The 26,229-nt window shown below is 61.9% G+C and carries 23 protein-coding genes; 6 read left to right on the forward strand and 17 right to left on the reverse strand.

What is annotated here, in order from left to right:
- Window positions 1-36 precede the first annotated feature (36 nt).
- The 4 genes from gshB to BRD58_RS01680 form a co-directional block, all read right to left on the reverse strand.
- Window positions 37-987, reverse strand: coding sequence for a glutathione synthase (gene gshB, locus BRD58_RS01665; RefSeq protein ID WP_012847155.1), 951 nt, complete (start codon window positions 985-987; stop codon window positions 37-39).
- A 32-nt stretch (window positions 988-1,019) separates the two neighbouring features.
- Window positions 1,020-1,751 carry a 16S rRNA (uracil(1498)-N(3))-methyltransferase gene (gene rsmE, locus BRD58_RS01670; protein WP_015460758.1) on the reverse strand — a complete coding sequence of 244 codons (732 nt, stop codon included), beginning with the start codon at window positions 1,749-1,751 and terminating at the stop codon, window positions 1,020-1,022.
- 103 nt (window positions 1,752-1,854) lie between these two features.
- The gene (gene endA / locus BRD58_RS01675; protein ID WP_069578050.1) at window positions 1,855-2,568 is read right to left on the reverse strand and encodes a deoxyribonuclease I; all 714 of its coding nucleotides are present in this window, start codon (window positions 2,566-2,568) and stop codon (window positions 1,855-1,857) included.
- 126 nt (window positions 2,569-2,694) lie between these two features.
- On the reverse strand, window positions 2,695-3,210 hold the full coding sequence (locus tag BRD58_RS01680; RefSeq protein ID WP_015460760.1) for a SprT family zinc-dependent metalloprotease: 516 nt from the start codon (window positions 3,208-3,210) through the stop codon (window positions 2,695-2,697).
- A 373-nt stretch (window positions 3,211-3,583) separates the two neighbouring features.
- On the opposite strand from BRD58_RS01680, the gene cadB reads away from it, so the two are divergent.
- Both cadB and BRD58_RS01690 read left to right on the forward strand, forming a co-directional pair.
- Complete coding sequence (gene cadB, locus BRD58_RS01685) at window positions 3,584-4,903, forward strand: cadaverine/lysine antiporter (RefSeq protein ID WP_012847160.1); 1,320 nt, start codon at window positions 3,584-3,586, stop codon at window positions 4,901-4,903.
- Window positions 4,904-4,976: 73 nt separating this feature from the next.
- Entirely contained in the window at window positions 4,977-7,127 is a 2,151-nt protein-coding gene (locus BRD58_RS01690; RefSeq protein ID WP_012847161.1) for a lysine decarboxylase CadA, read from the forward strand.
- A 73-nt stretch (window positions 7,128-7,200) separates the two neighbouring features.
- On the opposite strand, the gene BRD58_RS01695 is transcribed toward BRD58_RS01690, so the two are convergent.
- From BRD58_RS01695 to BRD58_RS18025, 8 genes are all read right to left on the reverse strand, one after another.
- On the reverse strand, window positions 7,201-8,361 hold the full coding sequence (locus BRD58_RS01695; protein WP_012847162.1) for a glutathionylspermidine synthase family protein: 1,161 nt from the start codon (window positions 8,359-8,361) through the stop codon (window positions 7,201-7,203).
- A 3-nt stretch (window positions 8,362-8,364) separates the two neighbouring features.
- Window positions 8,365-9,042: a DUF1190 family protein gene (locus tag BRD58_RS01700; RefSeq protein ID WP_012847163.1), complete on the reverse strand. Its 678-nt coding sequence runs from the start codon at window positions 9,040-9,042 to the stop codon at window positions 8,365-8,367.
- Window positions 9,043-9,211: 169 nt separating this feature from the next.
- Complete coding sequence (gene fucR, locus BRD58_RS01705) at window positions 9,212-9,949, reverse strand: L-fucose operon activator (RefSeq protein ID WP_073381466.1); 738 nt, start codon at window positions 9,947-9,949, stop codon at window positions 9,212-9,214.
- 54 nt (window positions 9,950-10,003) lie between these two features.
- Window positions 10,004-10,426: an L-fucose mutarotase gene (fucU, locus tag BRD58_RS01710; protein ID WP_073381468.1), complete on the reverse strand. Its 423-nt coding sequence runs from the start codon at window positions 10,424-10,426 to the stop codon at window positions 10,004-10,006.
- Window positions 10,420-11,883, reverse strand: coding sequence for an L-fuculokinase (fucK, locus tag BRD58_RS01715; RefSeq protein WP_015460765.1), 1,464 nt, complete (start codon window positions 11,881-11,883; stop codon window positions 10,420-10,422). Before fucK ends, fucU begins: the two co-directional genes overlap by 7 nt.
- 48 nt (window positions 11,884-11,931) lie before the next feature.
- Window positions 11,932-13,713 (reverse strand): L-fucose isomerase, encoded by a 1,782-nt coding sequence (locus tag BRD58_RS01720; RefSeq protein WP_012847167.1) that lies wholly within the window; start codon window positions 13,711-13,713, stop codon window positions 11,932-11,934.
- Window positions 13,714-13,801: 88 nt separating this feature from the next.
- The gene (gene fucP / locus BRD58_RS01725; protein ID WP_012847168.1) at window positions 13,802-15,106 is read right to left on the reverse strand and encodes an L-fucose:H+ symporter permease; all 1,305 of its coding nucleotides are present in this window, start codon (window positions 15,104-15,106) and stop codon (window positions 13,802-13,804) included.
- Window positions 15,107-15,165: 59 nt separating this feature from the next.
- On the reverse strand, window positions 15,166-15,546 hold the full coding sequence (locus BRD58_RS18025) for a hypothetical protein (RefSeq protein WP_158024512.1): 381 nt from the start codon (window positions 15,544-15,546) through the stop codon (window positions 15,166-15,168).
- A gap of 578 nt (window positions 15,547-16,124) precedes the next feature.
- Between BRD58_RS18025 and fucA the strand changes: the two genes are divergently transcribed.
- Both fucA and fucO read left to right on the forward strand, forming a co-directional pair.
- Entirely contained in the window at window positions 16,125-16,772 is a 648-nt protein-coding gene (fucA, locus tag BRD58_RS01735; RefSeq protein WP_012847170.1) for an L-fuculose-phosphate aldolase, read from the forward strand.
- 12 nt (window positions 16,773-16,784) lie between these two features.
- Window positions 16,785-17,933, forward strand: coding sequence for a lactaldehyde reductase (gene fucO, locus BRD58_RS01740; RefSeq protein ID WP_015460767.1), 1,149 nt, complete (start codon window positions 16,785-16,787; stop codon window positions 17,931-17,933).
- Window positions 17,934-17,995: 62 nt separating this feature from the next.
- Here fucO and BRD58_RS01745 read toward each other — a convergent pair whose 3' ends face one another.
- The gene (locus tag BRD58_RS01745) at window positions 17,996-18,565 is read right to left on the reverse strand and encodes an HdeD family acid-resistance protein (RefSeq protein ID WP_012847172.1); all 570 of its coding nucleotides are present in this window, start codon (window positions 18,563-18,565) and stop codon (window positions 17,996-17,998) included.
- A gap of 401 nt (window positions 18,566-18,966) precedes the next feature.
- Here BRD58_RS01745 and BRD58_RS01750 point away from each other — a divergent pair, with 401 nt between their 5' ends.
- Window positions 18,967-19,884, forward strand: a complete 918-nt coding sequence (locus tag BRD58_RS01750) for a bestrophin family protein (RefSeq protein ID WP_034168123.1) — start codon at window positions 18,967-18,969, stop codon at window positions 19,882-19,884.
- Between the two features lie 67 nt (window positions 19,885-19,951).
- Here the strand turns inward: BRD58_RS01750 and torD are convergent, their stop codons facing one another.
- From torD to torC, 3 genes are read right to left on the reverse strand one after another with little or no spacing between them, the layout of a single operon-like run.
- Window positions 19,952-20,635, reverse strand: a complete 684-nt coding sequence (gene torD / locus BRD58_RS01755; protein ID WP_073381472.1) for a molecular chaperone TorD — start codon at window positions 20,633-20,635, stop codon at window positions 19,952-19,954.
- On the reverse strand, window positions 20,632-23,181 hold the full coding sequence (gene torA, locus BRD58_RS01760) for a trimethylamine-N-oxide reductase TorA (RefSeq protein ID WP_012847175.1): 2,550 nt from the start codon (window positions 23,179-23,181) through the stop codon (window positions 20,632-20,634). Before torA ends, torD begins: the two co-directional genes overlap by 4 nt.
- Before the next feature lie 14 nt (window positions 23,182-23,195).
- A complete protein-coding gene (torC, locus tag BRD58_RS01765; protein ID WP_012847176.1) occupies window positions 23,196-24,353 on the reverse strand; it encodes a pentaheme c-type cytochrome TorC in 1,158 nt (385 codons plus the stop codon).
- Window positions 24,354-24,490: 137 nt separating this feature from the next.
- On the opposite strand from torC, the gene torR reads away from it, so the two are divergent.
- On the forward strand, window positions 24,491-25,180 hold the full coding sequence (torR, locus tag BRD58_RS01770; RefSeq protein ID WP_015460770.1) for a two-component system response regulator TorR: 690 nt from the start codon (window positions 24,491-24,493) through the stop codon (window positions 25,178-25,180).
- A gap of 7 nt (window positions 25,181-25,187) precedes the next feature.
- On the opposite strand, the gene torT is transcribed toward torR, so the two are convergent.
- A complete protein-coding gene (torT, locus tag BRD58_RS01775) occupies window positions 25,188-26,222 on the reverse strand; it encodes a TMAO reductase system periplasmic protein TorT (protein ID WP_034168122.1) in 1,035 nt (344 codons plus the stop codon).
- Between the last annotated feature and the right edge of the window lie 7 nt (window positions 26,223-26,229).

The following is a 26,229-nucleotide window of genomic DNA, read 5'->3' on the forward strand; positions in this document are numbered from 1 at the left end:
GATACGCGCCCCGCCGGTCGGCGAATGCCGCGGGGATCAGCGAGCGGCCAGACGCGCCTCAATGGCGTCCATCAGCATGCCGGTGATGGAGACCGGGAAGGCCGCCTCGATCTCGCGGGCGCAGGTCGGGCTGGTGACGTTGATCTCGGTCAGGCGATCGCCAATGATGTCGAGCCCGACGAAGATCAGCCCCTTCTCTTTGAGCATCGGGGCCACCTTACGTGCGATGGCCCAGTCGCTCTCGCTCAGGGGGCGCGCCTCGCCGCGGCCGCCGGCCGCCAGGTTGCCGCGGGTTTCGCCGCTTTTGGGAATGCGCGCCAGGCAGTAGGGCACCGGTTCGCCGTCGATGACCAGAACGCGCTTATCGCCGTCGACGATCGCCGGCAGGTAGTTCTGCGCCATACAGAAGCGTTTACCGTGCTCGGTGAGGGTTTCGATGATCACCGACAGGTTGGGGTCATCCTGCTGGATGCGGAAGATGGAGGCGCCGCCCATGCCGTCCAGCGGCTTGAGGATCACGTCGCCGTGGCGGGCGTGAAAGTCGCGCAGGTGCGCGGCGCTGCGGGTGACCAGGGTGTCCGGCGTCAGGTCGGCGAACCAGGCGGTAAACAGCTTTTCATTGCAGTCGCGCAGGCTTTGCGGTTTGTTGACGATCAGGGTGCCGCGGGCCTCCGCGCGCTCCAGAATGTAGGTGGCGTAGATAAACTCGGTGTCGAACGGCGGGTCCTTACGCATCAGGATCACGTCGAGATCGGCCAGGGCAATATCCTGTTCGCCGTCGAAGCGGTACCAACTGGCCTTGTCATCGCTGACGCTGAGCAGGCGGGTCTGCGCGCGTGCCTCTCCCTGCTGCAGATAGAGTGAGTCCATCTCCATATAATGCAGCTGGTAGCCCCGACGCTGGGCCTCCAGCAGCATGGCAAAACTGGTGTCTTTCTTGATGTTAATGGAGGCGATGGGGTCCATTACAATACCGAGCTTAATCATACTATTCTCCTGTCTCTTTCGCGGATTCTGCCTCAGCCCAAATCGCCAAAGCGGACCTGAAGTGCGGTGATGGCGGTAAGCGCCGTCGTCTCGGTGCGCAGTACGCGCGGTCCCAATAGGATATCAGTAAAGTGGTAGTCGGCGGTCATGGCAATCTCTGCCGCCGACAGGCCGCCTTCGGGGCCGATCAATAGCCGAACGCGGGTCAGGGGCTGTGGCAGGGTGTTGATGCTGGCGCTGGCGCGCGGGTGCAGGTTCAGGCGCAGGCAGTCGTCCTTTTCGGCACACCAGGCCTCCAGATCCATCGCCGGACGGATCTGGGGAATGCGGTTGCGCCCGCACTGTTCGCAGGCGGCGATGGCGATTTTCTGCCACTGCTGCTGCTTTTTGGCCATCCGTTCGGCATCCAGACGCACCCCACAGCGCTCGGAGATCAGCGGCGTAATGACGCTGACGCCCAGCTCGATCGACTTCTGAATGGTGAACTCCATTTTTTCGCCGCGCGACATCACCTGGCCTAGATGCAGGTGAAGAGGGGACTCGCGATCCGCCTCTTGCACGTGATTAAGACGTACGCGCACGCTTTTTTTGTCTGCGCTAATGATCTCGGCGTCGAAGACCCGGTTGCTGCCATCGAACAGCTGCAGGGCCTGGCCGGGCCCCATGCGCAGTACCCGGCCAACGTGGTTGGCGGCATCGTCGCACAGGCTGACTTCGCCGGGAATGCTCAGGGGCTGTGGGTGGTAAATACGGGGAATTCGCATGGGGGATCCTCAGGCAGGGTGAAAGGCGTACGCCGGTACGCCGATAGATACAGGGTGCGATTATATACCCGCCCTGCGCCGAGTGGCAGCGGCGGGATCGGGGCTACGGTTTACGCGCAGCGCAGGCCTGCTGCACATAGGGGTTATGGTTTCCCTGCACCGCGGCGACGCGCGCTTCGCGCTGGCACTCCCAGTCGCTGACCGGATACTGGCGATCCCAAACCTCAAACAGGCGGGTCTGCTGCGGGGAGAGGCGGATGTGGTAGCGATCGCGCATATAGAAGTAAGTGCGGGCGATGGCGCCGCGCGCGCGCTCCGGCGGTTCGGCCTGCTTGTTTTTGAAATCGACCTTCATGGTGCACTGGCCATACTGACCCTCGCCGCCGCGCCACTGGCTAAAGGCGAAGTTATTGCGATCGCCGTTGACCTCGCCGATGGCCGGCTGCAGGTTGTGCAGATCGGTCTCGATGCGCACATAGTTGGGGTTCTTGGCGCAGTTTTTCCGACCGCCCTCCTGCCAGCACTGCAGCTGGTGGCCGAATTGCCAGGCGGGCATGACGTGCTCCCACTCGATACGCTCGGCGCGGTGGGCGTTTTTACGCACCTGATAGCCGCAGCTGGCCAGATCGGGGGTGCCTTTTTTCCCCTGCCAGTCGATGCGGCAGCCGCAGTAAAAGGTGCCGGGGGCATCGCGGTTGATTTTGACCGCGGCGGCCTTGGCCTGGGAAAAATTATGGATGGTTTCTGCCTGAGCGCCTGACGTCAGCAGCAGGCTGCCCAGCAGGGCGGAGAGAGCGATGAAGGATTTGGGCGACATATTCTAAAACGGTGTTGGAATGAGAAAGTCAGCAGGGTAGACAATACGCGGTCTGCGGGCAACCTTTTGCGCCCGGCGCGCTTAATTTTTAGAAAACGTGGGAAAGCGTCGCGCCTACGCCTACGCCTACGCCGGCGTCGCGTCGGGGGTGAAGCTCAGCGCGGCGCCACACTGACGGCAGCGGTAGCTGGACTCGCCGCGCTGAACGCGGTTATGGCGGCGCAGGGTCAGCTGGTGCTGCTGGCAGGCGCAGCGGTAGGTGAAGGTGCGTCCGCGCACCGAATCAACGCTGAAGCGGTGGGTTCGCTGCGGCTCCACGCCCAGTATCTCCGCCATCATCCAGCGCCACTCTCTGCCGTGGGGCGCGACGCGGCCAAAGCGGCGGTAGACCAGCAGATGCGCCAGCTCATGGGGGATGACGCTGTCGATAAACGCCTGCCCGTTCTCCTGCAGAAGCACCGGGTTCAGCCGGATTTGCCACTGCTGTGGCCAGGCGGTGCCCGCGACGGTGCCGCGCTGGCGGTAGTCAATCTGGGGCAGCGGGAGGGGTTGATTCAGTCGCTGTTCGGCCAGGCTAAGGCAACGACGCAGGGTGTGCATGACGGCCTGCTGCAGGGCGATGGGGAGTCGTGGCGTGTTCATGGCGGCCAGCATAGCGGTGACGGGGAGGATGTTCAAGGGGCGACGCGCCGTCAAAAAATCGATTAATTAATTTACACAGTTCAGCGTCTCCGCGCGTATCGACGGGAAAAAGGGGGCGCCGTCTGGCGTGCGTCGTCGGGGGAAATAATTATCTTGATGATTATATTGTATATTTATTTCCGTTTATTTTGTGCGGGAATGTGTCTGTGCAATGTGTTGAATTTAAAGGTGAAAAATGATTGTAAAAATATTGTTTATCACGGGAAAAGATTACTTTCTTTTCTATAATTATCTGCGGAGCCTGCCCGTTTACTGACATGCGCTCCAGTGGGCCTGCGTCATGGCCAGTCATCATCATAGGGGAGCGCAGACTATGGCTTCTGTAAAAAAAATCGGGCTTATCGCCTGTACCGGGGTGGTTGCCGGGAACATGATGGGCAGCGGTATCGCGCTGCTGCCCGCCAACCTGGCAAGCCTAGGGTCAATTGCCGTATGGGGCTGGCTGATCGCGCTGGTGGGCGCCGTTTCTCTGGCCTATGTGTATGCCCGACTGGCCACCAAAAACCCCCAGGAGGGTGGTCCGGTTGCCTACGCCGGTGAGGTCGGTGCCGCCTTCGGGTTCCAGACCGGGGTGCTGTACTACCACGCCAACTGGATCGGTAACCTGGCTATCGGTATTACCGCCGTCTCTTATTTATCGACCTTCTTCCCGGTGCTTAACAGCCCGGTACCGGCGGGTATCGCCTGTATCGCTATCGTGTGGATTTTCACCTTCGTTAACATGCTGGGGGGCGCCTGGGTCAGCCGCCTGACCACCTTGGGGCTGGTGTTGGTACTGATCCCGGTTATCGGGACCGGGATCGCCGGCTGGTTCTGGTTTGAGCCGACGACCTATATGGCGAACTGGAACACCTCCGGCGGCACGGATTATCACGCTATTATTAAAAGTATTCTGCTCTGCCTGTGGGCGTTTATCGGGGTGGAGTCTGCGTCCGTCAGTACCGGGATGGTGAAGGATCCGCAGCGTAACGTCCCGCTGGCAACCATGATGGGGACTTTCCTGGCCGGTATCGTCTATATTGCGGCGACGCAGGCTATCGCCGGGATGTATCCGGCCCATCAGATGGCCGCCTCCGGCGCGCCGTTCGCCATCAGCGCCTCGACCATGGTGGGCAGCTGGGCTGGCCCGGTAGTGTCCGCCTTCACCGCCTTCGCCTGTCTGACGTCGTTGGGATCCTGGATGATGCTGGTCGGTCAGGCCGGCGCGCGTGCGGCCCATGACGGTAACTTCCCGAAAATCTACGGTGAGCTGGACAAGAATGGCCTGCCGAAGAAAGGGCTGTTCCTGGCCGCGCTCAAGATGACCGTTCTGATGGTGCTGATCACCGTGATGAACGCCAGCGGCGGTAAGGCCTCTGACCTGTTCGGCGAACTGACCGGCATCGCGGTGCTGTTGACCATGCTGCCTTACTTCTACTCCTGTATTGACCTGATCCGCTTTGATGGAGCCAACATCAAGAACGTACTGAGTCTGCTGGCGTCCATTCTCGGCTGTGTGTTCTGCTTTATCGCTTTGATGGGGGCCAACTCGATCGAGCTGTCCGGTACCTTTATCGTCAGCCTGATCATTCTGATGTTCTACTCACGTAAGCTGGGCTCCGCACAGGATAAAGGCAGCGCCCCGCGTACTTAACCTCAACCGTGGTTAACCCACCGGCGGCCCCTGCGCCGCCGGTGAAGCCAGTGAATTGGTCTGGAGTGTTCGCATGAATATCATTGCCATAATGAATGACATGAGCGCGTATTTTAAGGAAGAACCGCTGCGCGAGCTGCAACAGGAGCTGGAGAAGGCGGGCTTTCGCATCGCCTATCCGCACGATCGCAACGACCTGCTCAAGCTGATAGAGAACAACGCCCGCCTGTGCGGGGTGATCTTTGACTGGGATAAGTACAACCTGGCGCTGTGTGAGGAGATCAGCGCCCTGAACAAGATGCTGCCGATCTACGCCTTCGCCAATACCTACTCCACGCTGGACGTGAGCATGAGCGATCTGCGTCTGAACGTGCGCTTCTTTGAGTACACCTTAGGCAGCGCGCAGGACATCGCCCTGAAGATCCGCCAGAGCACCGATCAGTATATCGATGCCATAATGCCGCCCCTGACCAAGGCGCTGTTTAAGTATGTTCATGAGGAGAAATACACCTTCTGTACCCCGGGGCACATGGGGGGGACCGCCTTTGAGAAAAGCCCGGTCGGCACCCTGTTTTATGATTTCTACGGCGAGAATACCCTGCGCTCCGATATCTCTATCTCGGTCGCCGAGCTGGGATCGCTGCTGGATCACAGCGGCCCGCACCGCGAGGCGGAAGAGTATATCGCCCGCACCTTTAACGCCGATCGCAGCTATATCGTCACCAACGGGACCTCGACGGCCAACAAGATCGTCGGGATGTATTCGTCGCCGGCGGGCGCCTCGATCCTCATCGATCGTAACTGCCATAAGTCGCTGACCCATCTGATGATGATGAGCAGCGTGGTGCCGCTGTATCTGCGTCCGACCCGTAACGCCTACGGCATTCTGGGCGGGATCCCGCGCCAGGAGTTCACCCGTGAGGCCATCGAGGAGAAGGTGCGTAATACCCCGAACGCCACCTGGCCGGTGCATGCGGTCGTCACCAACTCGACCTATGACGGGCTGTTTTATAACACCGACTATATCAAGCAGACCCTGGACGTGAAGTCGATCCACTTCGACTCCGCCTGGGTTCCCTATACCAACTTCCACCCCATCTATCAGGGCAAGGCGGGGATGAGCGGTGAGCGGGTGCCGGGTAAAGTGATCTATGAAACGCAGTCGACCCATAAGCTGCTGGCGGCGTTCTCTCAGGCATCCATGATTCATGTGAAAGGGATCATCAATGAGGAGACCTTTAACGAAGCCTATATGATGCACACCTCCACCTCGCCTCACTATGGCATTGTGGCGTCGGCCGAGATGTCGGCGGCGATGATGAAGGGCAATACGGGTAAGCGACTGATCGCGAACTCGATCGAACGTGCGATCCGCTTCCGTAAGGAGATCAAGCGCCTGCGTACCGAGTCAGAGGGATGGTTCTTTGATGTCTGGCAGCCGGACAATATCGATGAGGTGGCCTGCTGGCCGCTGAATTCGCGCAACGACTGGCACGGCTTCAAGAACATCGACGACGATCATATGTACCTGGATCCGATCAAGGTGACGCTGCTGACGCCGGGGATGAAGGCCGACGGCACCATGGACAGCTGGGGGATCCCGGCATCGATCGTTTCCAAGTATCTGGATGAGCACGGGATCATCGTAGAGAAGACCGGGCCGTATAACCTGCTGTTCCTGTTCAGTATCGGGATCGATAAGACCAAGGCGCTCAGTCTGCTGCGCGCCCTGACGGACTTTAAGCGGGTGTACGATCTCAACCTGCGGGTGAAGAATGTGCTGCCGTCGCTGTATCAGGAGGCGCCGGAGTTCTATGAGAACATGCGCATTCAGGAGCTGGCGCAGGGGATCCATACGCTGACCAGCGAGTCTCGCCTGCCGGATCTGATGTACAGCGCCTTTGACGTGCTGCCGACGCTGGTATTGACGCCGCACGACGCCTTCCAGGAGGAGGTGCGCGGCAATATTGAAAGCTGTCCGCTGCAGCAGATGATCGGTCGGGTCAGCGCCAATATGATCCTGCCCTATCCTCCGGGCGTTCCGCTGATCATGCCGGGCGAGATGATCACCGAGGCCAGTAAGCCGGTGCTGGACTTCCTGCAGCTGCTGTGCGACATCGGCGCCCACTATCCGGGCTTTGAAACCGATATTCACGGGGTGCAGTGTAACGGGAAAGGCGAATATGAGGTGGTGGTGCTGAAGAATCACGGCGCGCAGGGATAACCCGACGTCGCTGTAGCGAAAAAGGCACTGCCCGTTAGGGCGGTGCCTTTTTTATCGGCCGCGGTTCGCGGCGCTAGTCCAGAATGATGTGCGGGTAGTAGCGCGACAGATCCTGGGTGATGCGGCTGCGATCCTCGCGCAGGCCGATGCCGGCCGGGCTGTCGTTGACCAGCCAGCTGCCGATCAGGGTGTAGCTGTCGCCAAACTGGGGCAGCGGGTGGTACTGCTGCACAATCATGCCCTCTTCGCCGTAGGGGCCGTCGACCCGCTCGATCTCCTGACCGTTTTCGACGATGCGGATGTTAGCGCCCTCGCGGGAGAACAGCGGTTTCACCACATAGCGATCCAGCGGCGGCTGGCTGCCGTCGGCAAAGTAGGCCGGCAGCAGGTTGGGGTGATTGGGGAACATCTCCCACAGCATCGGCAGCAGGGCCTTGTTGGACAGAATGCTCTTCCAGGCCGGCTCCAGCCAGCGCACCCCGGCGTCCTCCAGCTTGGTGGAGAAGATCTCGCGCAGCATAAACTCCCAGGGATAGAGCTTGAACAGGTTGCTGATCACCTGATCCTGGGGGTCGGTAAACTGTCCCTTCTCGCCCAGGCCTATCTCGTCCATGTACAGGAATTCCGTGGCCAGACCGGCCTCTGCGGCGCAGTCCTGCAGGTACTGTACCGTACCGCGATCCTCGTCGCTGTCCTGGCAGCAAGCCATGTGCAGCAGCTGGAAGCCGTGGTTAGCCTTCAGCTCGGCGAAGCGGGCGATCAGCTGCTCCTGCAGGCTGTTGAACTGATCCGCCGCCGCGGGCAGCTTACCGGCGCGCACCTGATCCTCTAGCCAGATCCACTGGAAAAACGCGGACTCATACAGCGAGGTCGGCGTATCGGCGTTATTCTCTAGCAGCTTGGCCGGCCCCTGACCGTCGTAGGCCAGATCGAGGCGCGAATAGAGCGACGGCTGGCCGGAGCGCCAGGAGGCGCGCACAAAGTCCCAGGTATGTTTGGGGATCTGGAAGCGGCTCAGCAGCGCTTCGCTGTCGACGACCTTCTCTACCACCTGCAGACACATCTGGTGCAGTTCGGCGGTGGTCTGCTCCAGGGCTTCTACCTGCGCCATGGAAAACTGATAGTAGGCATCCTCACACCAGTAGGGCTCGCCGTACATGGTATGAAACTGGAAGCCGAACTCGCTGGCTTTGGCGCGCCAGTCCGGGCGCTCGCTGATGGCAATACGTTTCATTGCTTAGCCGCCCATACTACGTGAGCCGGTGCCCGTGCCGGACGCGCTGCTGCGCTGCAGGCTGTTCTGCTTGGCGACCGTTTCGCCAAAGCCGCCGCGGGTGACCGTGGTGGTGGTCGCCGGCTTGGGCGCCATCGCTGTTTTAGGCACGTTCATGGTACGGCCGCCGGCGGTAGCCGGGCCGTAGCTCTTGCCGCTGGCGTCGACGAACTGGCCGTTGGCTGGGCTAGCGGCGCCGCGCGGGGTAAACAGCGGCTGCTGGTTAAAACCGCCGCCCATCAGACGCCCCATCATGTAGCCGGCCATCAGCGGCATCCAGAAGCTGCCGCCGCTCTGGGCGGCCTCGGCATTGGTGTTGCCCGTTGTCGGCGCCATGCCCGCCTGCGCCGGCGTTTGAGTGCACTGGCCCTCGCCGAATTCGGCGATGCAGTCCTCGCGCGTGGCGTACTTGGGCGCGGTTTTCGCCGCCTCTTTCAGCGCGTCGTCGTAAGAGGTCTTGCACTGTGCGCTCATGGAGGGGTTCGCTTTGCTGCAGTCGTCGGCGTTTTGATACAGCGATACCGTTTCATCGCTCTTTTCACAGCCGGCCAGCAGGAATACCGCGCTGACGGCCAGCGCCAGCGGTGCCATCTGCCAGCGCTTGCGGAATGCGCTGCGATTAATGTGTTTGGTCCGTTTCATGATGAGGTTCCCCGTTGCGAGCCAAGCAAAAGCCGTGCCCGTCTTTCCCAGATTGCCGATAGCATAGGGGAAAGCTGGTTACATTTAAAGCGCGCCGGGGCGGCGGCGGCGGGATTTACATACGCTGAAGCGGGAATGTGCCGCAGCTCTCTCTTTCACCCCGTCGCCGTTAGACGCCGCCGTCGGGCAGCGGCGCGTCGTCGTCGTGCATATCGGAGATCACCTGCGCGACGTCGTCCAGCGTGCCGATTTGGATTTCGCCGGCGCGGTTGAACTTGCTCTTGTCGATCAGCAGCAGGGACTGCGCGGCGCGCTTGAGCAGCAGCGCCTTGAAGTCGGCGTTATAGGCATTGGACTCCCATAGCCCGCCGCGTCCATCGATCCCCTCACAGGAGAAGATGAACAGATCGATCTCCAGCGCCTTGAGCTGGGAGAGGATCGCCGGGTTGACGTAGCAGGCGTATTTGCGCTGCAGCAGGCCGCCGGAGCTGATCAGCTGAATACGCTGGCGTTTGGCCAGCGCCTGACAGATACGCAGGCTGTTGGTGAATACGGTGATCTCCACGTCGGGGAGCTGTTTGGCCAGGTAGTAGCAGGTGGAGCTGGCATCGAGGGCGAGGGTCATGCCGCTGTCTATCCACTCCAGCGCCTGACGGGCGATCTCCGCTTTGCCGGAGAGGTGGCTCTTGAGCCGGGCGTTGAACGGGTCGCCGCTGTCCTGGGTTTCCCCCCCAAGGCCCGTGGCGCGCCCGTGACGACGCACGATTTTCCCCTGCTTTTGCAGGGTATTCAGATCGCGGCGAATGGTTTCACGGCTGACGTCCAGGCGCTGCGCCAGGGCCTCGGTGCTTAGCGTTCCGTGCTCGGCCACCAGTTGGATGATGGCCTGATGACGATCGTGTTTCATCTTCTGCTCCCGGGAGAGGCCGCCCGCGTCATGGCGGGCGGCGACGGGGAGAGATTACGGGGTCACGCCTTTTTTTAACAGGATATTGCCATACTTGGCACGCTCTCCTGTGATAACGATCGCAAAGGCCTGCTGCGCGCGCTGGTAGAAGGCGAAGCGGTCGATGCGGGTCACCGGCTGCGCCGGCGCGTCGGCAAACAGGGCCGTGAGGTAGTGCGCCTCGACGGCCGGATCGAGCGTGTCGCCCTCGACCGCCGCCATCATCACCAGCGGCGGCGCATAGCTGTCCAGCTCGAACAGCGGGATGATCGCCGCCAGCAGATCGCTGACGCTCAGGCCGTCGGCGCGGATCACCTGCGGTCCCATGGCGTGGGCTGGAAAGTGGGCGTCGGCGAAGATGATTTCATCGCCGTGGCCCATCTCGGCCAGGGTTTTCAGCAGCTGAGGGGAGATCAGCGGGGAGATATTTTTCAGCATGTGTGGCTCCTGATGGGCGCCGTGGGCTGCAGCGCCTGATACTGCGCCCGCTGTTCGCCCGGGATGTAGTCGTGATAGGTAAAGGTGACGGCTTCGCGCGCCCGATCGGCCGAGGCGTAATAACCGGCGCCGCTCCAGGCGAACAGCGCCGCGCCCAGCACGGTGGTTTCCGCGTTGGCCAGCACGCGCACCGGAATGCCGAGAATATCGGCCTTAATCTGGTTCCACAGGGCGTTGCGACTGCCACCGCCCACCAGCAGCAGGCTCTGAGCCTGAAAGCCCCCCAGGGTCTGTAGGGTGTGCAGGTTGTGGCGTAGCTGCCAGCCCAGGCTTTCCAGCGCGGAACGGTAGAAGTGGCCGCGCCCGCTGTTGAGGGTGACCCCCTGCCAGCCGGCGCGTCCGTCGGACAGCAGCAGCTGGCTGTTCATCCGCAGTCCATCACAGCCCGGGGCGACGGCGGCGGCTTCGGCGATCATGCTACGGTAGGCCTCCTGGCGCGCCGCGCCGGGCCAGTAGAGCTGGCGGATCCACTCCAGGACGCCGGAGGCCAGCCACTGCAGTCCGGGGTTAAACAGCCCTTGGCAGCTGTCCAGCTCACAGGTGGAGCCGCGGTGCTGCGGCAGCAGGGCGGTGTTGACCTGCGGGGTGCGCACCATCAGGATCTCCCAGGTACCGGAGGAGAGCACCGGCTGCTCCAGCCCGGCGCCGGAGCCGAACAGGGCGAACTGGGTGTCGTGGCCGGCGGCGATCACCGGGATCCCCGTCGGCAGGCCGAGAAACTGCGCCATCGTCGGCAGCAGGTGGCCGATGTGCTCTCCGGCGGCGACCATGCGCGGGAACAGGTCGCTGCGCAGGCCGGTGCTGCGCAGGATAGTATCGCTAAAGAGTTCGTTGCGTACGTCCAGCAGTTGGCTGGTTCCGGCCATGGTGCGGTCGGTGGTGAACTCGCCGGTCAGGCGCTGGTTGATCAGCGAGGAGATGAATAGCCAGGCGTGCGCCTTCTCCAGCAGCTCCGGGTGGTGGTGTTTGAACCACAGCAGTTTGTACAGGGTATTAAAGCTGAACTGCCCGATCCCCGACAGGGTCTGCAGCGTTTCGGCGGAGATATAGCGTTCGATCCCCTCCATTTCGGCGGTGGTGCGCGGGCATTTCCAGCTGATGACCGGGTAAAGCAGCTCACCGTGCCGATCCACCAGGGCGCCGTCGACGCCAAAGGTGGTGACCGTCAGCGCATGTATGCGCGCGTTGGCGAGCTGCGGTGCAATCTGGCGGCAGCAGTCGGCGAAGCGCTGCAGAATGGCCTCCAGCGACCAGACATGCCAGCGGGCGTCTTCGGCTCCGGCCTGGCTGGCGTTGGCCTGCGCGGCCTGGGCGACGACGTTGCCGTGCGCATCGACGGCGATGGCGCGCACGTTGGTTGCGCCGCAGTCCAGAACCAAAACAACATCATGAGTCATACCGCCTCCTTGGCAAAAAAGCGGGCGGCGTAGCGCCGCCCGGCAGCATCAGGCGCGCTTGTACAGCGGGCCGTAGTTCTGGCAGGCGCGATAGTCCTGACCTTCGCTGTCCATCCCGTGGGCGGCCCAAGCGGAGGGACGGTAGATGGCGTCATCGGTGACGTTGTGCATGCATACCGGAATGCGCAGCATGGAGGCCAGGGTAATCAGGTCCGCGCCGACGTGGCCGATGGTCAGAACCCCGTGGTTGGCGCCCCAGTTGGCCATCACCGAGTAAACATCCTTGAACGGGCCATTGCCGGTCAGGCGCGGCACGAACCAGGTGGTCGGCCAGGTGGCGTTGGTGCGGTTGTCGAGGATATCGTGCATCTCCTCCGGCAGCTCGACGCTCCAGCCTTCGGCGATCTGCAGCACCGGCCCGACGCCCTTGATCAGGTTGACGCGGCTCATGGTGAAGGGGACGCCGCCGCGGGTCAGGAAGCGGGAGGAGAAGCCGCCGCCGCGGAAGTATTCGTGGATGGCCGGGCACCACTCCGTCGCGGCCAGGCAGGCGTCGGCCTCCTGCTGGCTGATCTGCCAGTGCGGCTTGATGGTCGGGTGCCCCTCGGCGTCCTGCTGACGGCAGGTGCCGTCCAGCGCGGCGGAGCCGGAGTTGATCAGGTGGATGATGCCGTGCTCGGCCAGCCCCTCCAGCCTCTGGCCGGTGACGCGCTCGACCGCCTGCGGCGACCAGTAGGTGCGGACGTCGGCAAAGATCTGGGCGGTGCCGGTGAGCATGTGGCCGAACAGCATGGCGACGCCGTTGAGGCTGTCATTTTCGGTCGCCACCACCAGCGGACGGCGTACGCCGTGCCAGTCAAAGGCGCTGTTGAGCAGCGCTTCGGCGGTGTCGCCGTTGGGGTATTGATCGGTCCAGTGGCGCTGCCCTTGGAACCCGGCGGCCACGGCGTTATAGCCCAGCGCCTCCTCCTCCCAGCCCCGTTCGGCCAGCTTCGGGTTGCCCTGCATCATGTCGCGGATGCAGATCGCCATCAGCAGGCTTTCGCGCAGCACGCGGCGGTTCTCCTCCGGCGAGCGACGATACTGCTCGGCGTTGAGATCCGGGCCGTAGCGGAAGTGAGCGTCAGCCCACTCAAGGGCCAGGGCCAGCTCGTCTTGGTCATAGATTTGGTTATCGATGCGGCGGCGCAGCTCGGTCATATCGACGGCCTGCACCTTCATGCCCAGCCAGGACTCAAAGAAGTCGTGATCGACGATGGAGCCGGCGATGCCCATCGACACGCCGCCCAGCGACAGGTAGCTTTTCCCTTTGATTCCGGCCACCGCCAGCCCGGCGCGGGTAAAGCGCAGCAGCTTCTGCTGCACGTCGGCCGGGATGCTGTCATCGCCGGAGTCCTGCACGTCATGGCCATAGATGGAGAAGGCCGGGATCCCTTTCTGGCTGTGGGCGGCCAGCGCGGCGGCCAGATAGACGGCGCCGGGGCGCTCGGTGCCGTTGAAGCCCCAGATGGCCTTGGGACGCAGCGGATCCATGTCGATGGTTTCGCTGCCGTAGCACCAGCAGGGGGTCACGGTAATGGTCAGACCCACGTTGCTGCGGCTGAATTTCTCTTCGCAGGCGGCGGCTTCGGCCATGCCGGCGATGCAGGTATCGGCGATCACGCATTCGACGGGGGCGCCGCAGGGGTGGCGCAGCTGTTCGCTGATCAGGCGGGCGGTCGCCTGCGCCATCTCCATGGTCTGTGCCTCCAGCGATTCGCGAACGCCCATACGGCGGCCATCGATGGCCGGACGGATACCTACTTTCGGCAGGCTGTGTTGCTTGTTCATGCTGTTACCTCGTCGTAATCGGTGAGTGCTAATCAGGGTCGGCATCGCGGCGCGGGGCGGGGATGCCGACAGCGTCGGTGTTGGGGCGTTATGCCCGGTGGCCTTTAAAGCCAAAGTGAATCAGGTAGACGAATCCCAGCAGCGGGATAAGGAAAGCCATGCGAATCCCGGCCATATCGGAGATTTGGCCCATCAGGGCGGTCAGCACCGCGCCGCCGAGGATCGCCATGATCAGGCAGCTGCCGCCGAACTGGGTGTCTTTACCCAGCCCGTGCACCGACAGACCGAAGATGGTCGGGAACATCAGGGACATACAGGCCGATACGGCCACCAGACCATAGACCCCGGCGATGCCGCCGACGAACATCACCAGCAGCAGGCTGGCGGAGGCCAGGCTGGCCAACAGGCCCAGCAGGATGGCCGGAGAGACGAATTTCATCAGGGCGGTACAGACGAAGCGGAAGGCCGAGAACAGCACGATAGAGAGCAGCAGGTAGGTGGAGGCTTCGGCCTCGTTGCCGCCCATCTCCGCCATAACGTAGCGGATGGTATAGGACCAGCAGCCGATCTGGGCGCCGACGTAGAAGAACTGCCCCACGACGCCGCGGACGAAGTACCCCTTGCTGAGCAGGCGACTAAAGCTTTGTTTCAGCGTACTTTCTGCGCTGCTGCTATCGTGGGCGACCGGCATACGGGTAAAGGCGATGGCCAGCCAGACCATGATGATCACCAGGGCGACGACAACGTAGGGCCCCATCACCGCGGAGAGTTCGGCGGACTGGATAGAGGCCAGCGCATCGGGATCCATGACGGTACGCTCGGCGTCGGTGGCCGGGTTCAGCTGGGCCAAAATATAGAATTTGCCGATCAGTACGCCGGTGATCGAGCCGATGGGGTTAAAGGACTGCGCCAGGTTAAGGCGGCGGGTCGCGGTCTCCTGGGGGCCCATCGCGATAATATAGGGGTTGGCGCTGGTCTCCAGAATGGACAGACCGCCGGCCAGGATAAACAGGGCCAGCAGGAAGGGACCATAGGCCATGATCTGGCTGGCCGGGTAAAACAGCAGGGCGCCGCTGCAAAACAGCCCCAGCCCCAGCAGAACGCCGGCCTTGTAGCTGAAGCGTTTGATAAACAGCGCCGCCGGCAGCGCCAGGCAAAAATAGGCGCCATAGAATGCGGTCTGTACCAGGCCTGACTGCATGTCCGTCAGGGTGAAGACCTTACGGAACTGGGCAATCAGCACATCCGTCATATTATTGGCCAGCCCCCACAGGGCAAAGCAGCTGGTTAATAAGACAAAGGGGATTAAAATATTTTTAGGAACGACGGCGATTCGCTGTGCCGCCGAGGCAATGTTTCCTGCGCTAGTACTCTTGCTCGTTATATCGGACATGACTAACACTCCACATTTGTATCGGGTAGGGTGGGTCTAATTATTTTGCGGAGATAGGATTAATCGTCCGCTTCAGTATAATCGGTATGGCTGCTAATGATTTGGCCAACAGGTGCAACGTTTGTTAAGCTGGACTTACCTATTTTTCGCCTATTCGATGTCAGCATGTCGTTATCCTTGACATCAATAAGCGATGGCGTGGTTTTTGCGCAAAATACATTCGATAAAAAAGAGAATATATTTAATAAATTAATACGCGATACCCTGCCGTGTAGCCTGAGGCGCACCTCTGCCGCGATAGCGGTGCCTTGGTCGACGCGACGTAGAATAATGAGCAGGCTTATCAGCGCTATGTTCGGCATCGTCCGCGGCGAATTTTCGCCGTCGCCGCTGACGGATGTGTTTGCATAACATATTGATGATAATGCGCTTGCTCTCATTCTTCCCTCATCTCTTTTGGCCTGGGAAACGCGAGATTTCTTTGGCCAGCACCGTTTATGGGTATGCGGCATCCATCCGCTGACAAATGCGCCTACATCATGCCCTGTTGCCGTAACGCAGAGCTATTTTCAAAATAAAAAAGGTTCGAAAATATGAATCAAATCACATTTGATCCTCGCGGGTGGGGAAGTGTGAAGGGAGTCACTCTATGTCGATTAAATAGATGACCGTTTTCGTCGATATTTAATTTAAATACACACATTGAATGACCGAATAGGCATTTTTTATTTTAAACGGTCAATTGTTAACAGCGCACAAATAATTGCCCGTTTAGTCGCTCTTTGACTGAAACGGACATTTTTTACGGCGGAAATTGGTCTGTTTTTAATTAAGGTGGCAAATAGTCTTGATGACGGTCACAAAATAATGCGCTGTAGTTTCCTCTTTCGTTATTCAGGCGAAATATGTGCACAGACAAATAGCGAACTTACCGCGATAGGTCTCTGCCGATCGCCCTGCACCCACCGCAGGCGTGGGCAGGCAGACGTGTCCGGTATCACCCTGAGAGAGGTTAACCATGGAAAGAGAAACACTGGCGCGCGCCATTATTGATACCTGCCTGGAGATGACGCGTCTTGGGCTGAATCAGGGCACGGCAGGCAACGTCAGCGTGCGTTACCGCGACGGCATGCTGATTACCCCGACCGGTATCCCCTATGAGCAGCTGCGCTGCGATCAAATCGTCTATGTGGATGGCGAGGGGCAGCATGAAGAGGGCAAGCTGCCCTCCAGCGAGTGGCGTTTTCATCTGGCCGCCTATCAGGCCCGCCCTGATGCCAATGCGGTGGTCCATAACCACGCGATTCACTGTACCGCCGTGTCGATCCTGAACCGACCGATCCCGGCGATCCACTACATGATCGCCGCCGCTGGCGGCAACACGATCCCCTGTGCCCCCTACGCGACGTTTGGTACCCGTACCCTGTCGGATTACGTGACTGAGGCGCTGAAATACCGCAGGGCGACGCTGCTGCAGCACCACGGTCTGATCGCCTGTGGAGAAAACCTGCAGAAGGCGCTGTGGCTGGCGCACGAGGTCGAGGTGCTGGCCCAGCTGTACCTCGCCACCCTGGCGATCGTCGATCCGGTGCCGGTGCTCTCCGATGAGGAGATCGCGGTGGTGCTGGAGAAATTCAAAACCTATGGCCTGCGTATTGAAGAGTGAGGGGGAGTGACCATGGCACATCGCATGATCCTGAACGAAACGGCCTGGTTTGGCCGCGGCGCCATCGCCGAGCTGCCTGCGGAGATCCAGCGGCGCGGCTACCGTAAGGCGCTGATCGTCACCGACGCCACGCTGGTCGCCTGCGGCGCCGTCGCCCGGGTGACAAAGCACCTGGATAGCGCCGGCCTGGCCTACGCCCTGTTCGATGGGGTGGTGCCCAACCCGACGATCCGGGTGGTACAGCAGGGGTTGGCGGTATTCCGCGACAGCGGGGCCGACTACCTGATCGCCATCGGCGGCGGTTCGCCGCAGGATACCTGCAAGGCGATCGGGATCATCAGTAATAATCCGGCGTTCGAGGATGTACGCAGCCTGGAAGGGTTGTCGCCGACCACGCGTCCGAGCGTACCGATTCTGGCGGTGCCGACCACCGCGGGAACTGCGGCGGAAGTGACCATTAACTATGTGATCACCGATGAAGAGCAGCGGCGTAAGTTTGTCTGCGTCGATCCGCATGACATTCCCCAGGCGGCCTTTATCGATGCCGATATGATGGACGGTATGCCGCCGGCGCTGAAGGCGGCCACCGGCGTCGATGCGCTGACCCATGCGATAGAGGGCTATATCACCCGCGGCGCCTGGGCGCTGACCGACGCGCTGCACCTGAAGGCTATCGAGATGATCGGCGGTGCGCTGCGCGCATCGGTGAACGGCGATGCCGAGGCGGGCGCGACGATGGCGCTGGGGCAGTACGTCGCCGGCATGGGCTTTTCCAACGTGGGGCTGGGGCTGGTACACGGTATGGCGCATCCGCTGGGCGCGTTTTATAACACGCCGCACGGCGTGGCCAATGCCATTTTGCTGCCCCACGTAATGCGCTATAACGCCGGCGCCTGCGGCGAGAAGTTCCGCGATATCGCCCGCGCGCTGGGGATCGCCTGCGACGATCTGAGCCTGGATCAGGCCGCGGCGGCGGCGATCGCCGCGGTCGAGGCGTTAAACCGGGACGTAGGGATCCCGCCGAGCCTGCGTGAGGTCGGGGTATGTGAAGAGGATATCGCGCGTCTGGCGGAGGCCGCGCTGGCGGACGTCTGCACCGGCGGTAACCCGCGCAGCGCGACGCTGCGGGATATCGAGCAGCTTTACCGTCAGGCTTACTGAGTCGGCGTGTTTAAAAGCAACGGGGCGCCCTATCGCGCCCCGTTAGTCATGGGAGAGGGCGCTTAGCGTTGCTTCAGCAGCTGGGCGACCTGGAACAGGCTGAAAGAGCTGAACAGCATTTCGATACCGACGATCATGGTGACCAGCAGTATGGAGCCCTGTGGTCCGGCGCTTATCAGCATCCAGGCGATCAGGAGATCCAGCAGGCCAATGATGACCTGCAGCCAGCCGCCGTGGGCGCCCTTGAGCTTAACGCCGGCCATCAGGCGGGCGATCCCCCCCAGCGCAAACAGGGTCGCGACCAGGACCGCGACGGTGAACAGGCCGACCTCTGGGCTGCGGATGAAGATAAAGCCCATCACCAGATAGGCAGCGCCCATTAATATCCCACCGATCATCGGCCAGAGGTTATTGGCCCGATTGGCAATCATGCCGATGATAAGCCCTACGCCGCTGAGCAGCAGCAGAATGCCGACCACGGCGCTCAGGGCGTTGCCGGAGGCCAGCGGACGGAACAGGCAGAACAGGCCGCCGAGCAGCAGCAGCAGCGACAGGATCAGCAGTGAGACGCGCTGTTGCTTAAGGAAGCGCGGATCCAGCTGCAGCAGACGGTTGCGATCGAAGTAAATCATGGTGACTCCCTAACCCGCCAAACGGGCGTTCCTGACAGGGGACCCGGTGCCCCGCTGTCCCGTTAGATGGTGCATCACACCGTCGCATACGTTAACGGTATGTTTGCTATTAATAATCCATGATCGGCCAGGCTGCAAAAAAAGAGTGCAGTCGCAGGAGAATGGCCCTGGCAACGGTGACTTCCAGCGCGTAACCGTGAAGCGACAGTATTTTCTGCCGGGAGTATAGGCAGTATGGCGTTTTTTTCCTCACCCGTTCGCCGCGGAGGGATCTGCCTGTTGCCGCTGCGCGCGACACAGGCGTACACTGGCGCGCCGCCGCCCCGTACCGCGCAGGGACGGCCGTCGTAGGGACGTTCCCCCAGTCATGTGCGCGGTGTCGTTTTTCCGAGTAATTCAGTATGATCGTTAGACCCCCCCAGCACTGGTTCCGGCGCCTGTTCGTCTGGCACGGTTCGGTGTTGCCGAATATTCTTTTTCGTCTCAGCCTTAATTTCATGGTCTCTTGCCTGGCGGTGATGTGCTACCTGTGGCATGAGGATTTTAACGTTAACCTGACGCTGGGCCCCTTCAGCCTGCTGGGGGTGGCCATCGCCATCTTCCTCGGCTTTCGCAATAACGCCAGCTATGCCCGCTTTATTGAGGCGCGGGTGCTGTGGGGATCGCTGCTGATCACCACCCGCTCTCTGATGCGCCAGGCCATCAGTCTGATGCCGCATCCGGGCGGCGAGCATCGGCGCTTCGCCATGCTGCTGACCGCGTTCTCCTATGCGCTGAAGCACCATCTGCGCCATGAACCGATGGCCATGGAGCTGACCCGTCTGCTGCCCTCGCAGGATAAGGCGGCGGTGCTGGGGAGCTGCTCCCCCTGTAACCGGCTGCTGCAGCTGATGGGGCAGTGGCTGGGCGAGCAGCGTCGGCGCGGCTACCTGAGCGATATCGACTTCCAGACCATCGACACTAACCTGAACCAGCTGTCGGTGATCCTGGGGGGCTGTGAGCGCATCTCCAATACGCCGATCCCGTTCGCCTATAGCCTGATAGTCCATCGCACGGTGTATGTGTTCTGCGCGCTGCTGCCCTTTGCTCTGGTCTCCGATCTGCACTATATGACGCCGCTGGTTTCGGTGTTTATCTCGTATACCTTCATCGCCCTGGATGCCCTGGCGGAGGAGCTAGAGGACCCGTTTGGCATCGAGGCCAACGACCTGCCCCTGAACGCGATGGCCCATACGATCGAGGCGAACCTGCGCGATATGATCAACGATCATACCCACCTGGCGCGTATCTGCCCCGACAGCCACTGTCGGCTGGACTGAGTCTCTCCCGCGCAAAAAAAACGGGCGGATAATTCCGCCCGAAATCGATTTTCGTCTGTTTTTATTGTTATCCGGCAATGGGCCCTGGTGTGGCGGCCGGTGATACGCGCTCGACGGCGCTGAGGTCGGCATCCTGCTGAACCAGCGCCAGCAGCAGCTGGCTCAGGGCGCCGTAGAAACCAAACGGATCGTAGCGGACACAGCGTGCGCTGAACGCCGGCAGCCAGCCGAGCAGCAGGTTCAGGGTGGTACGGCGTAGCTGCATCCGTTCGCTCTCCTGGTGCTCCGGCTGCTCTGCGCTGGCGAAGCTCAGATGGCTGAGCAGCTCCAGGAAGATGGACAGGTGATCCTCCGGCTCGTGAAAGTCGGCGTTCAGCTGCATGCCGGCCTGGCGCAGCAGGGACTGCATCTCCACGCAGATCGCCTGGCGAAAGCGCGGCGTCTCTCCCTGATAGCAGGAGGCATAGGGCAGCGCCGCCCGCTTCTGCGACAGCAAAAACAGACCGGCGAAGTCTGCCGCCAGCTCCAGACGGGCGTCCGGGCGCGTCTCCAGCGCGGCGAGCGCCGCCTGCAGGTGCTGCAGCGCCGGGCGCAGGGGCGCCTGCTGGCAGAGCAGGTCGAGCCAGGCCTGCGTATCGGGCGAGCGCAGACGGGCCAGCTGCGCCTCGTCCGCTTCGTGGGCGAACAGCCCGGCCAGCCAGGCGTACAGGCAGGCATAGTGCTGCGCCGTCAACGGGCCGGCGGTGCTCATGGCGTCTCCTCCGTCTGCAGCGGTACGTACTGACACTGCGCCACCATCTCCTGCGGGCCATTGAAGGCGGTGACCGGATCCAGCGGGCCGCGGTACTTCTCCACCTCAACGATGGCGGTATGGGCGCTGGTGGCCTGGGCCAGCCGCGAAGAGCCGATATCCAGCGTCAGGACATTGGGGTTGCCGTATTTACACAGGGCCCCCGCCACGCCGCCGCGGTCCGGGTCGTACCATGCGCCTTCGTGGATGCGGATCACCCCGGGCACATAGCGATCGGAGACCACGGCCCCGGCCAGAACCTGGCCGCGATCGTTGAATACCCGGACGATATCGCCGTTGCGGATCCCGCGCGCGTCGGCGTCCTGCGGACTGATAAAGACCGGCTCGCGTCCACCGACGCTGTAGTGCGCCCGCAGCGTCGGCGATTCGCACAGCTGCGAGTGCAGACGGAAGTCCGGGTGCACCGACTGCAGGTGCAGCGGAAAGCGCGCCGAGCCGGGGCCGCCGTGGGAGCGTTCGGCCTTTTCGAACCACATCGGGTGGCCCTGGCAGTCGCCGTAGTGCATATCGGCAATGCTCTTGGAGTAGATCTCGATCAGGCCGCTCGGGGTGCCCAGCGGCTCCAGATCCGGATCGTCGCGGAAGGCCTGATGACGCACGAACAGCTGCGGATCGTCAAACTCGATATAGCCGCTGCCGTTCCAGAAGGCGTCAAACGTCGGCAGGTGGATCCCGCGGCCTTTGCCCTGCTGCGCGCCCTCTTGATAGATCCGCTTGATCCAGCCCATTTCGTCCAGCCCTTCGGTGAAGGCCTGCTCACGGTTAAAGCGTCGGCACAGCTCGCGGAAGATATCGAAGTCGCTACGCGCCTCAAACTGGGGCGGTACCAGCTGTTTCATCGCCAGAATGCCGCGGTTGGAGTGGTTGCCGTACTGATCCAGATCGTTGCGCTCAAACTGGGTGGTGGCCGGCAGGACGATGTCGGCGAAGCGGCAGGTGGAGGTCCACTGGTTGTCGATGGCGACGACGGTCTCCAGCGTCTGCCAGCCGGCGATCATGCGGTTGATCTGCTGGTGACGGTGGAACGGGTTGGTGCCGGCGAAGACGCACATTTTCAGCGCCGGTAGGGTCACCTGTTTACCGTTCCAGTCGATTTTTTTGCCCGGCTCCAGCATGGCATCGATAAAGCGGGCGATGGGAATGGTGCTGCTGGCGCCGCGGTAGTCGCTGCTGTTGTGCAGCGGCGGGATGGTGGTGGCGCCGGAGAAGCCGCTGAGGATGATCCCTTTGCGGCTCGGGGTGCCCGCGCCGTTGTAGTGCCAGCCAAAGCCAAAGCCGCCGCCCGGCAGGCCGATTTGTCCCAGCATGGCGGCCAGCACCACGATCATCCACGACCACTGCTCGCCGTGCTGCATACGCTGTACGCACCAGCCGGCGATGATCTGAGTCCGTCCGGCGGCCATCTGGCGCGCCAGGGCACGGATGGTTTCGGCGTCGATGCCGGTCAGTTTGGCGGCCCACTCGGCATCCTTCGGCTGGCCGTCCTGCGTGCCCAGCAGATAGGGCAGGAACTGGTCGAAGCCGACGGTGTAGTTGTCCAGGAAGTGGGCGTCGTACAGCTTCTCGCTGTACAGGGTATGAGCCAGCGCCAGCTGCAGCGGCACATCGGTCTGGGGATTGACGGCGATATGCTGCACCTTGTCGCGCCCCAGGTAGTCATGGGTAGAGGAGACCACGGTATCGATGCTGACGACGCGGATCTCACCGTTTGCGACCTTCTCTTTCAGCTGGGCATAGTACTGATAGACATCGTGATCTGGGCACCACCAGTTGGCCTGCTGGTTCTTCAGCAGATCGGATCCCCACAGAATAATGGTCTTGCTGTTTTTCAGCACCAGCGGCCAGGAGGTCTGCTGCTCATAGACCTCCATGGAGCCGACGACCCGCGGCAGGATCACCTGGGCGGCGCCGGTTGAGTAGTCACCGCCGGTGCCCACGCTGTTACCGTGCAGCGCCAGCGCCCGTCCCATCATGCCGGCGGCGTTGTGGAACATGCCGGTCGACTGCCAGCCGCTGCCGCTCAGCAGGGCGCTGGGGCCATAGGTGGTCTGGATGCGCTCCAGCTCCTGGTAGAACAGATCCAGCGCCTCGTCCCAGCTAACGCGGACGAAGCGGTTATCGCCGCGCTGGCGCGTATCGCTGAGGTGGCGCTTGCGCATCCAGTCGATCCGTACCATCGGGTAGCGGATACGGGCCGTATTGTGTACATGATCCGGCAGACCGGCCACCATCTTGGAGGGGTAGCTGTCCTTCTCAAAGGGTTTGGCGGCGACAAAGCGGCCATCCACCACCGTGGCGCGGATGGCGCCCCAGTGTGAACCGGTCAGGATCCCTTCCTGTACGCCGCCCGCGGCGGCCGTACCGGCCTGTGCCTGCGCGTCGCGGCTGACCAGCAGGGAGGGGCCAAACATGCCCAGGGCGGTGAGTCCGCCGAGCTGTGACAGAAAACGGCGGCGTGATATGCGGACACTTTCGTTATGGTTCATCGATTGTCTCTCCCTTAGTGTTTCTGATCGGCGCCGCCGGTGTCTGAGGCGTTCATTTGCAGATATTTGAGCAGGGTGCGCTCTTCCCGCTTGTCCAGGCTGGTGAAGCCGATCATGCCGTTGAGGGTGCCAATCCAGCCGTTGGCGTCAAAGTGTGCTTTCTCCGGCGCGCCGTGGCACTGGTTGCAGGTGCCGTTGTACAGCGCATCGGCATAGGCCCAGATCGGCTTGATGTTATTGACCAGGTCGCCTTTTTGTACCCAGGCGGTGGTCTGCAGCTTGCTCCACTCTACGCCGGTGGCGGCGACGGTGGTTTTCTCCAGCGTCTTGGCGTTCTGCTGTACCTGGTCACGGATAGAGGAGACGAAGATACGTTTGCCCGGCAGCAGGGACAGCACGCGCTGGCGGCCATTGGTCTCCGTCCAGCCTTCGATCTGCACCTGCAGCCAGTCGCCGTCGCGCTTCAGCACGGTGACTTCGGAGGCGGGCAGCAGGGAACCGGCCGGCTCTTTGTCGCCTTTGGCGGCGTAGATCGGCTTCATATCCAGGGTGTACAGGGTGTTGCCGTCATCGCTGGCCGTCTGACGTAGCTCGGCAAACTGCTTGCGGAAGCCGCTGCTCATGTCCGGCAGCTGATGCGCAATGCCCTTATGACAGTCGATGCAGGACTGATTATCCTTGGCGGCGATGGCCATCTGCTTGGCGGCCTCCGGATGCTGCTTGGCGTGATCCATCGCATCATAGTTATGACAGGAGCGGCAGGTCGCCGAGTTATTCTCTTTCATCCGCTTCCACTCCCGCTCGGCCAGCTCGGCGCGCTTGGCCTCGAACTTCTCCGGGGTGTCGATCGAATGGGCGATGAAGGTCTGGTAGATATCGTTACTGGCTTCCAGTTTACGTTTCACCATGCCCGGCACATCGGGGGGAATGTGGCAGTCATGGCACTCGGCGCGCACGCCGGAGGCGTTTTTGAAATGTACCGACTGCTTATACTCTTGGTAGACCGGCTGCATGCTGTGGCAGCTGACGCAGAACTCGGTGCTGCTGGTCAGCTTGATGCCGACGTGCGGCAGAACGATCAGCGCCAGGCCGATGACGATGCCCAGCGCCAACAGCGCTAGTACCGACCAGCGCGCGCTGGGGCGATTCAGCCTGTTCCATAGATTTTTCATCGCAAGATCCTGTCATGATGAGGGAATTGGGGTTATGCGCGATCTTATTGTTTAAATATGAACAGGGTCACTGGTCAGCGTGAACACGATACGTCAGAATATGAACAGATATGAACAGCTAACGGTGGGCCGTGGCCATGACGCACCACATTGTGATTGTGGAAGATGAGCCGGTGACGCAGGCGCGTTTGCGCGACTACTTTGTCCAAGAGGGATACCAGGTCTCGGTGACCGCCAGCGGCGCTGGGCTGCGCGAGCTGATGCTGCTGCAGCCGGTCGATGTGATCCTGCTGGATATCAATCTGCCCGATGAGAACGGACTGATGCTGACGCGTGCGCTGCGCGAGCGCTCGACGGTGGGGATCATCCTGGTCACCGGCCGCTGCGATCGCATCGACCGTATCGTCGGCCTGGAGATGGGGGCGGATGATTACGTCACTAAGCCGCTGGAGCTGCGCGAGCTGGTGGTACGGGTGAAGAACCTGCTGTGGCGCATCGATCTGGCGCGCCAGGCGCAGCCCGCGGCGGATAACTGCTATCTGTTCGCCGGCTACTGCCTGAACGTGTCGCGCCATACGCTGACGCTGGACGACGAGCCGATCCGGCTGACGCGCGCCGAGTATGAAATGCTGCTGGCCTTTGTGACCAATCCCGGCGCAATTTTAAGCCGAGAGCGGCTGCTGCGCATGCTTTCATCGCACCGGGTCGACAGCCCCGATGTGCGCACGGTGGATGTCTTAATCCGCCGTCTGCGCGCCAAGCTGCGCCCCGATCTGTTCGTGACCCAGCACGGCGAGGGCTATTTTCTGGCGGCCGAGGTCGCCTGACCGCGTCTTACTCTGCCTTCGGCGCGGGCTGATAGAGGTAGACCGGGCGAAAGCCCAGGGGAGAGAGCGAGCGGCGAACCAGCGCGCTGCTGACGTTGCGCTGGGTGAGCACCAGGATCGGCGGGCTGACGTTGTCCGGCACGTGCTCTCCCTGCAGCGTGCGCAGGGCCTGTTCGACGGCCAGCTCGCCCTGCCACACCATCTGGTCGCTGGCGGCGGCCAGAATGCGTCCGCGCTTCAGGCCGCGGTAAACCTGGTGCGAGAGATAGAATGAGACGATGGTCAGCGGCGTGGCGCGGTTACGCCCCTCGCCCATGGCGACTTCGGCGGCGATCGCGGTACCGGCCACCACATCGATATCCGGGTGGCGCTCCAGCATGTCCTGCAGCAGATTGCGCTGCACCTCGATGTCATTGTCGCCGTAGGCGACGTCCACGATCTGCAGGCGGCTGCCGCTCAGCGCCGCCTTAAAGCCATCGCTCATCTCCCGGCTGCCGCCGGCGTCGCGCGGGCCGGGCATCAGCAGAACCTTGAGCGGGCGCTGGCCGAGGCGCTGCGCCAGATAGCGTCCCGGCTGATAGCCCATCTGGAACCACGGGACGCCGATCCGGGTGCGGATGGCGGGATCGTGCAGGGCGTTGACGACCTCGATCAGCGGGATCCCCGCGGCCAGCGTCGCCAGCGCCGGGAAGCGGGCCGTGCTGCTGCCGATCAGTATGGCATCGGCCCCCCAGTCGCGGCACAGGGCCATCTGCTCGCGCTGGGTCGCCTGCTGACGATAGCCGCCGGCCTCGAATACTTTCAGCGTCACGCCCAGTCGGTCGGCGGCCCGGATCATTCCATCGTTGATCGAGAGCCAGTAGGCATCTTTTAGGCTGGGGTAGAGGGCGCACAGCTTCCAGCGCTTAACCGCGTGCAGCGGGGGTTGGCGCAGCTGAACGGACTGACGATCCGACGGCCAGCGCAGCAGCGGAGCATCGGCGTGCGCCGTCGCGGTGGACAGCCAAAGCAGACATAGGAACAGGGTGCGCCGTCGGGACATAATAGCC

The sequence above is a fragment of the Edwardsiella piscicida genome (assembly GCF_001896205.1).
Taxonomy (GTDB): domain Bacteria; phylum Pseudomonadota; class Gammaproteobacteria; order Enterobacterales; family Enterobacteriaceae; genus Edwardsiella; species Edwardsiella piscicida.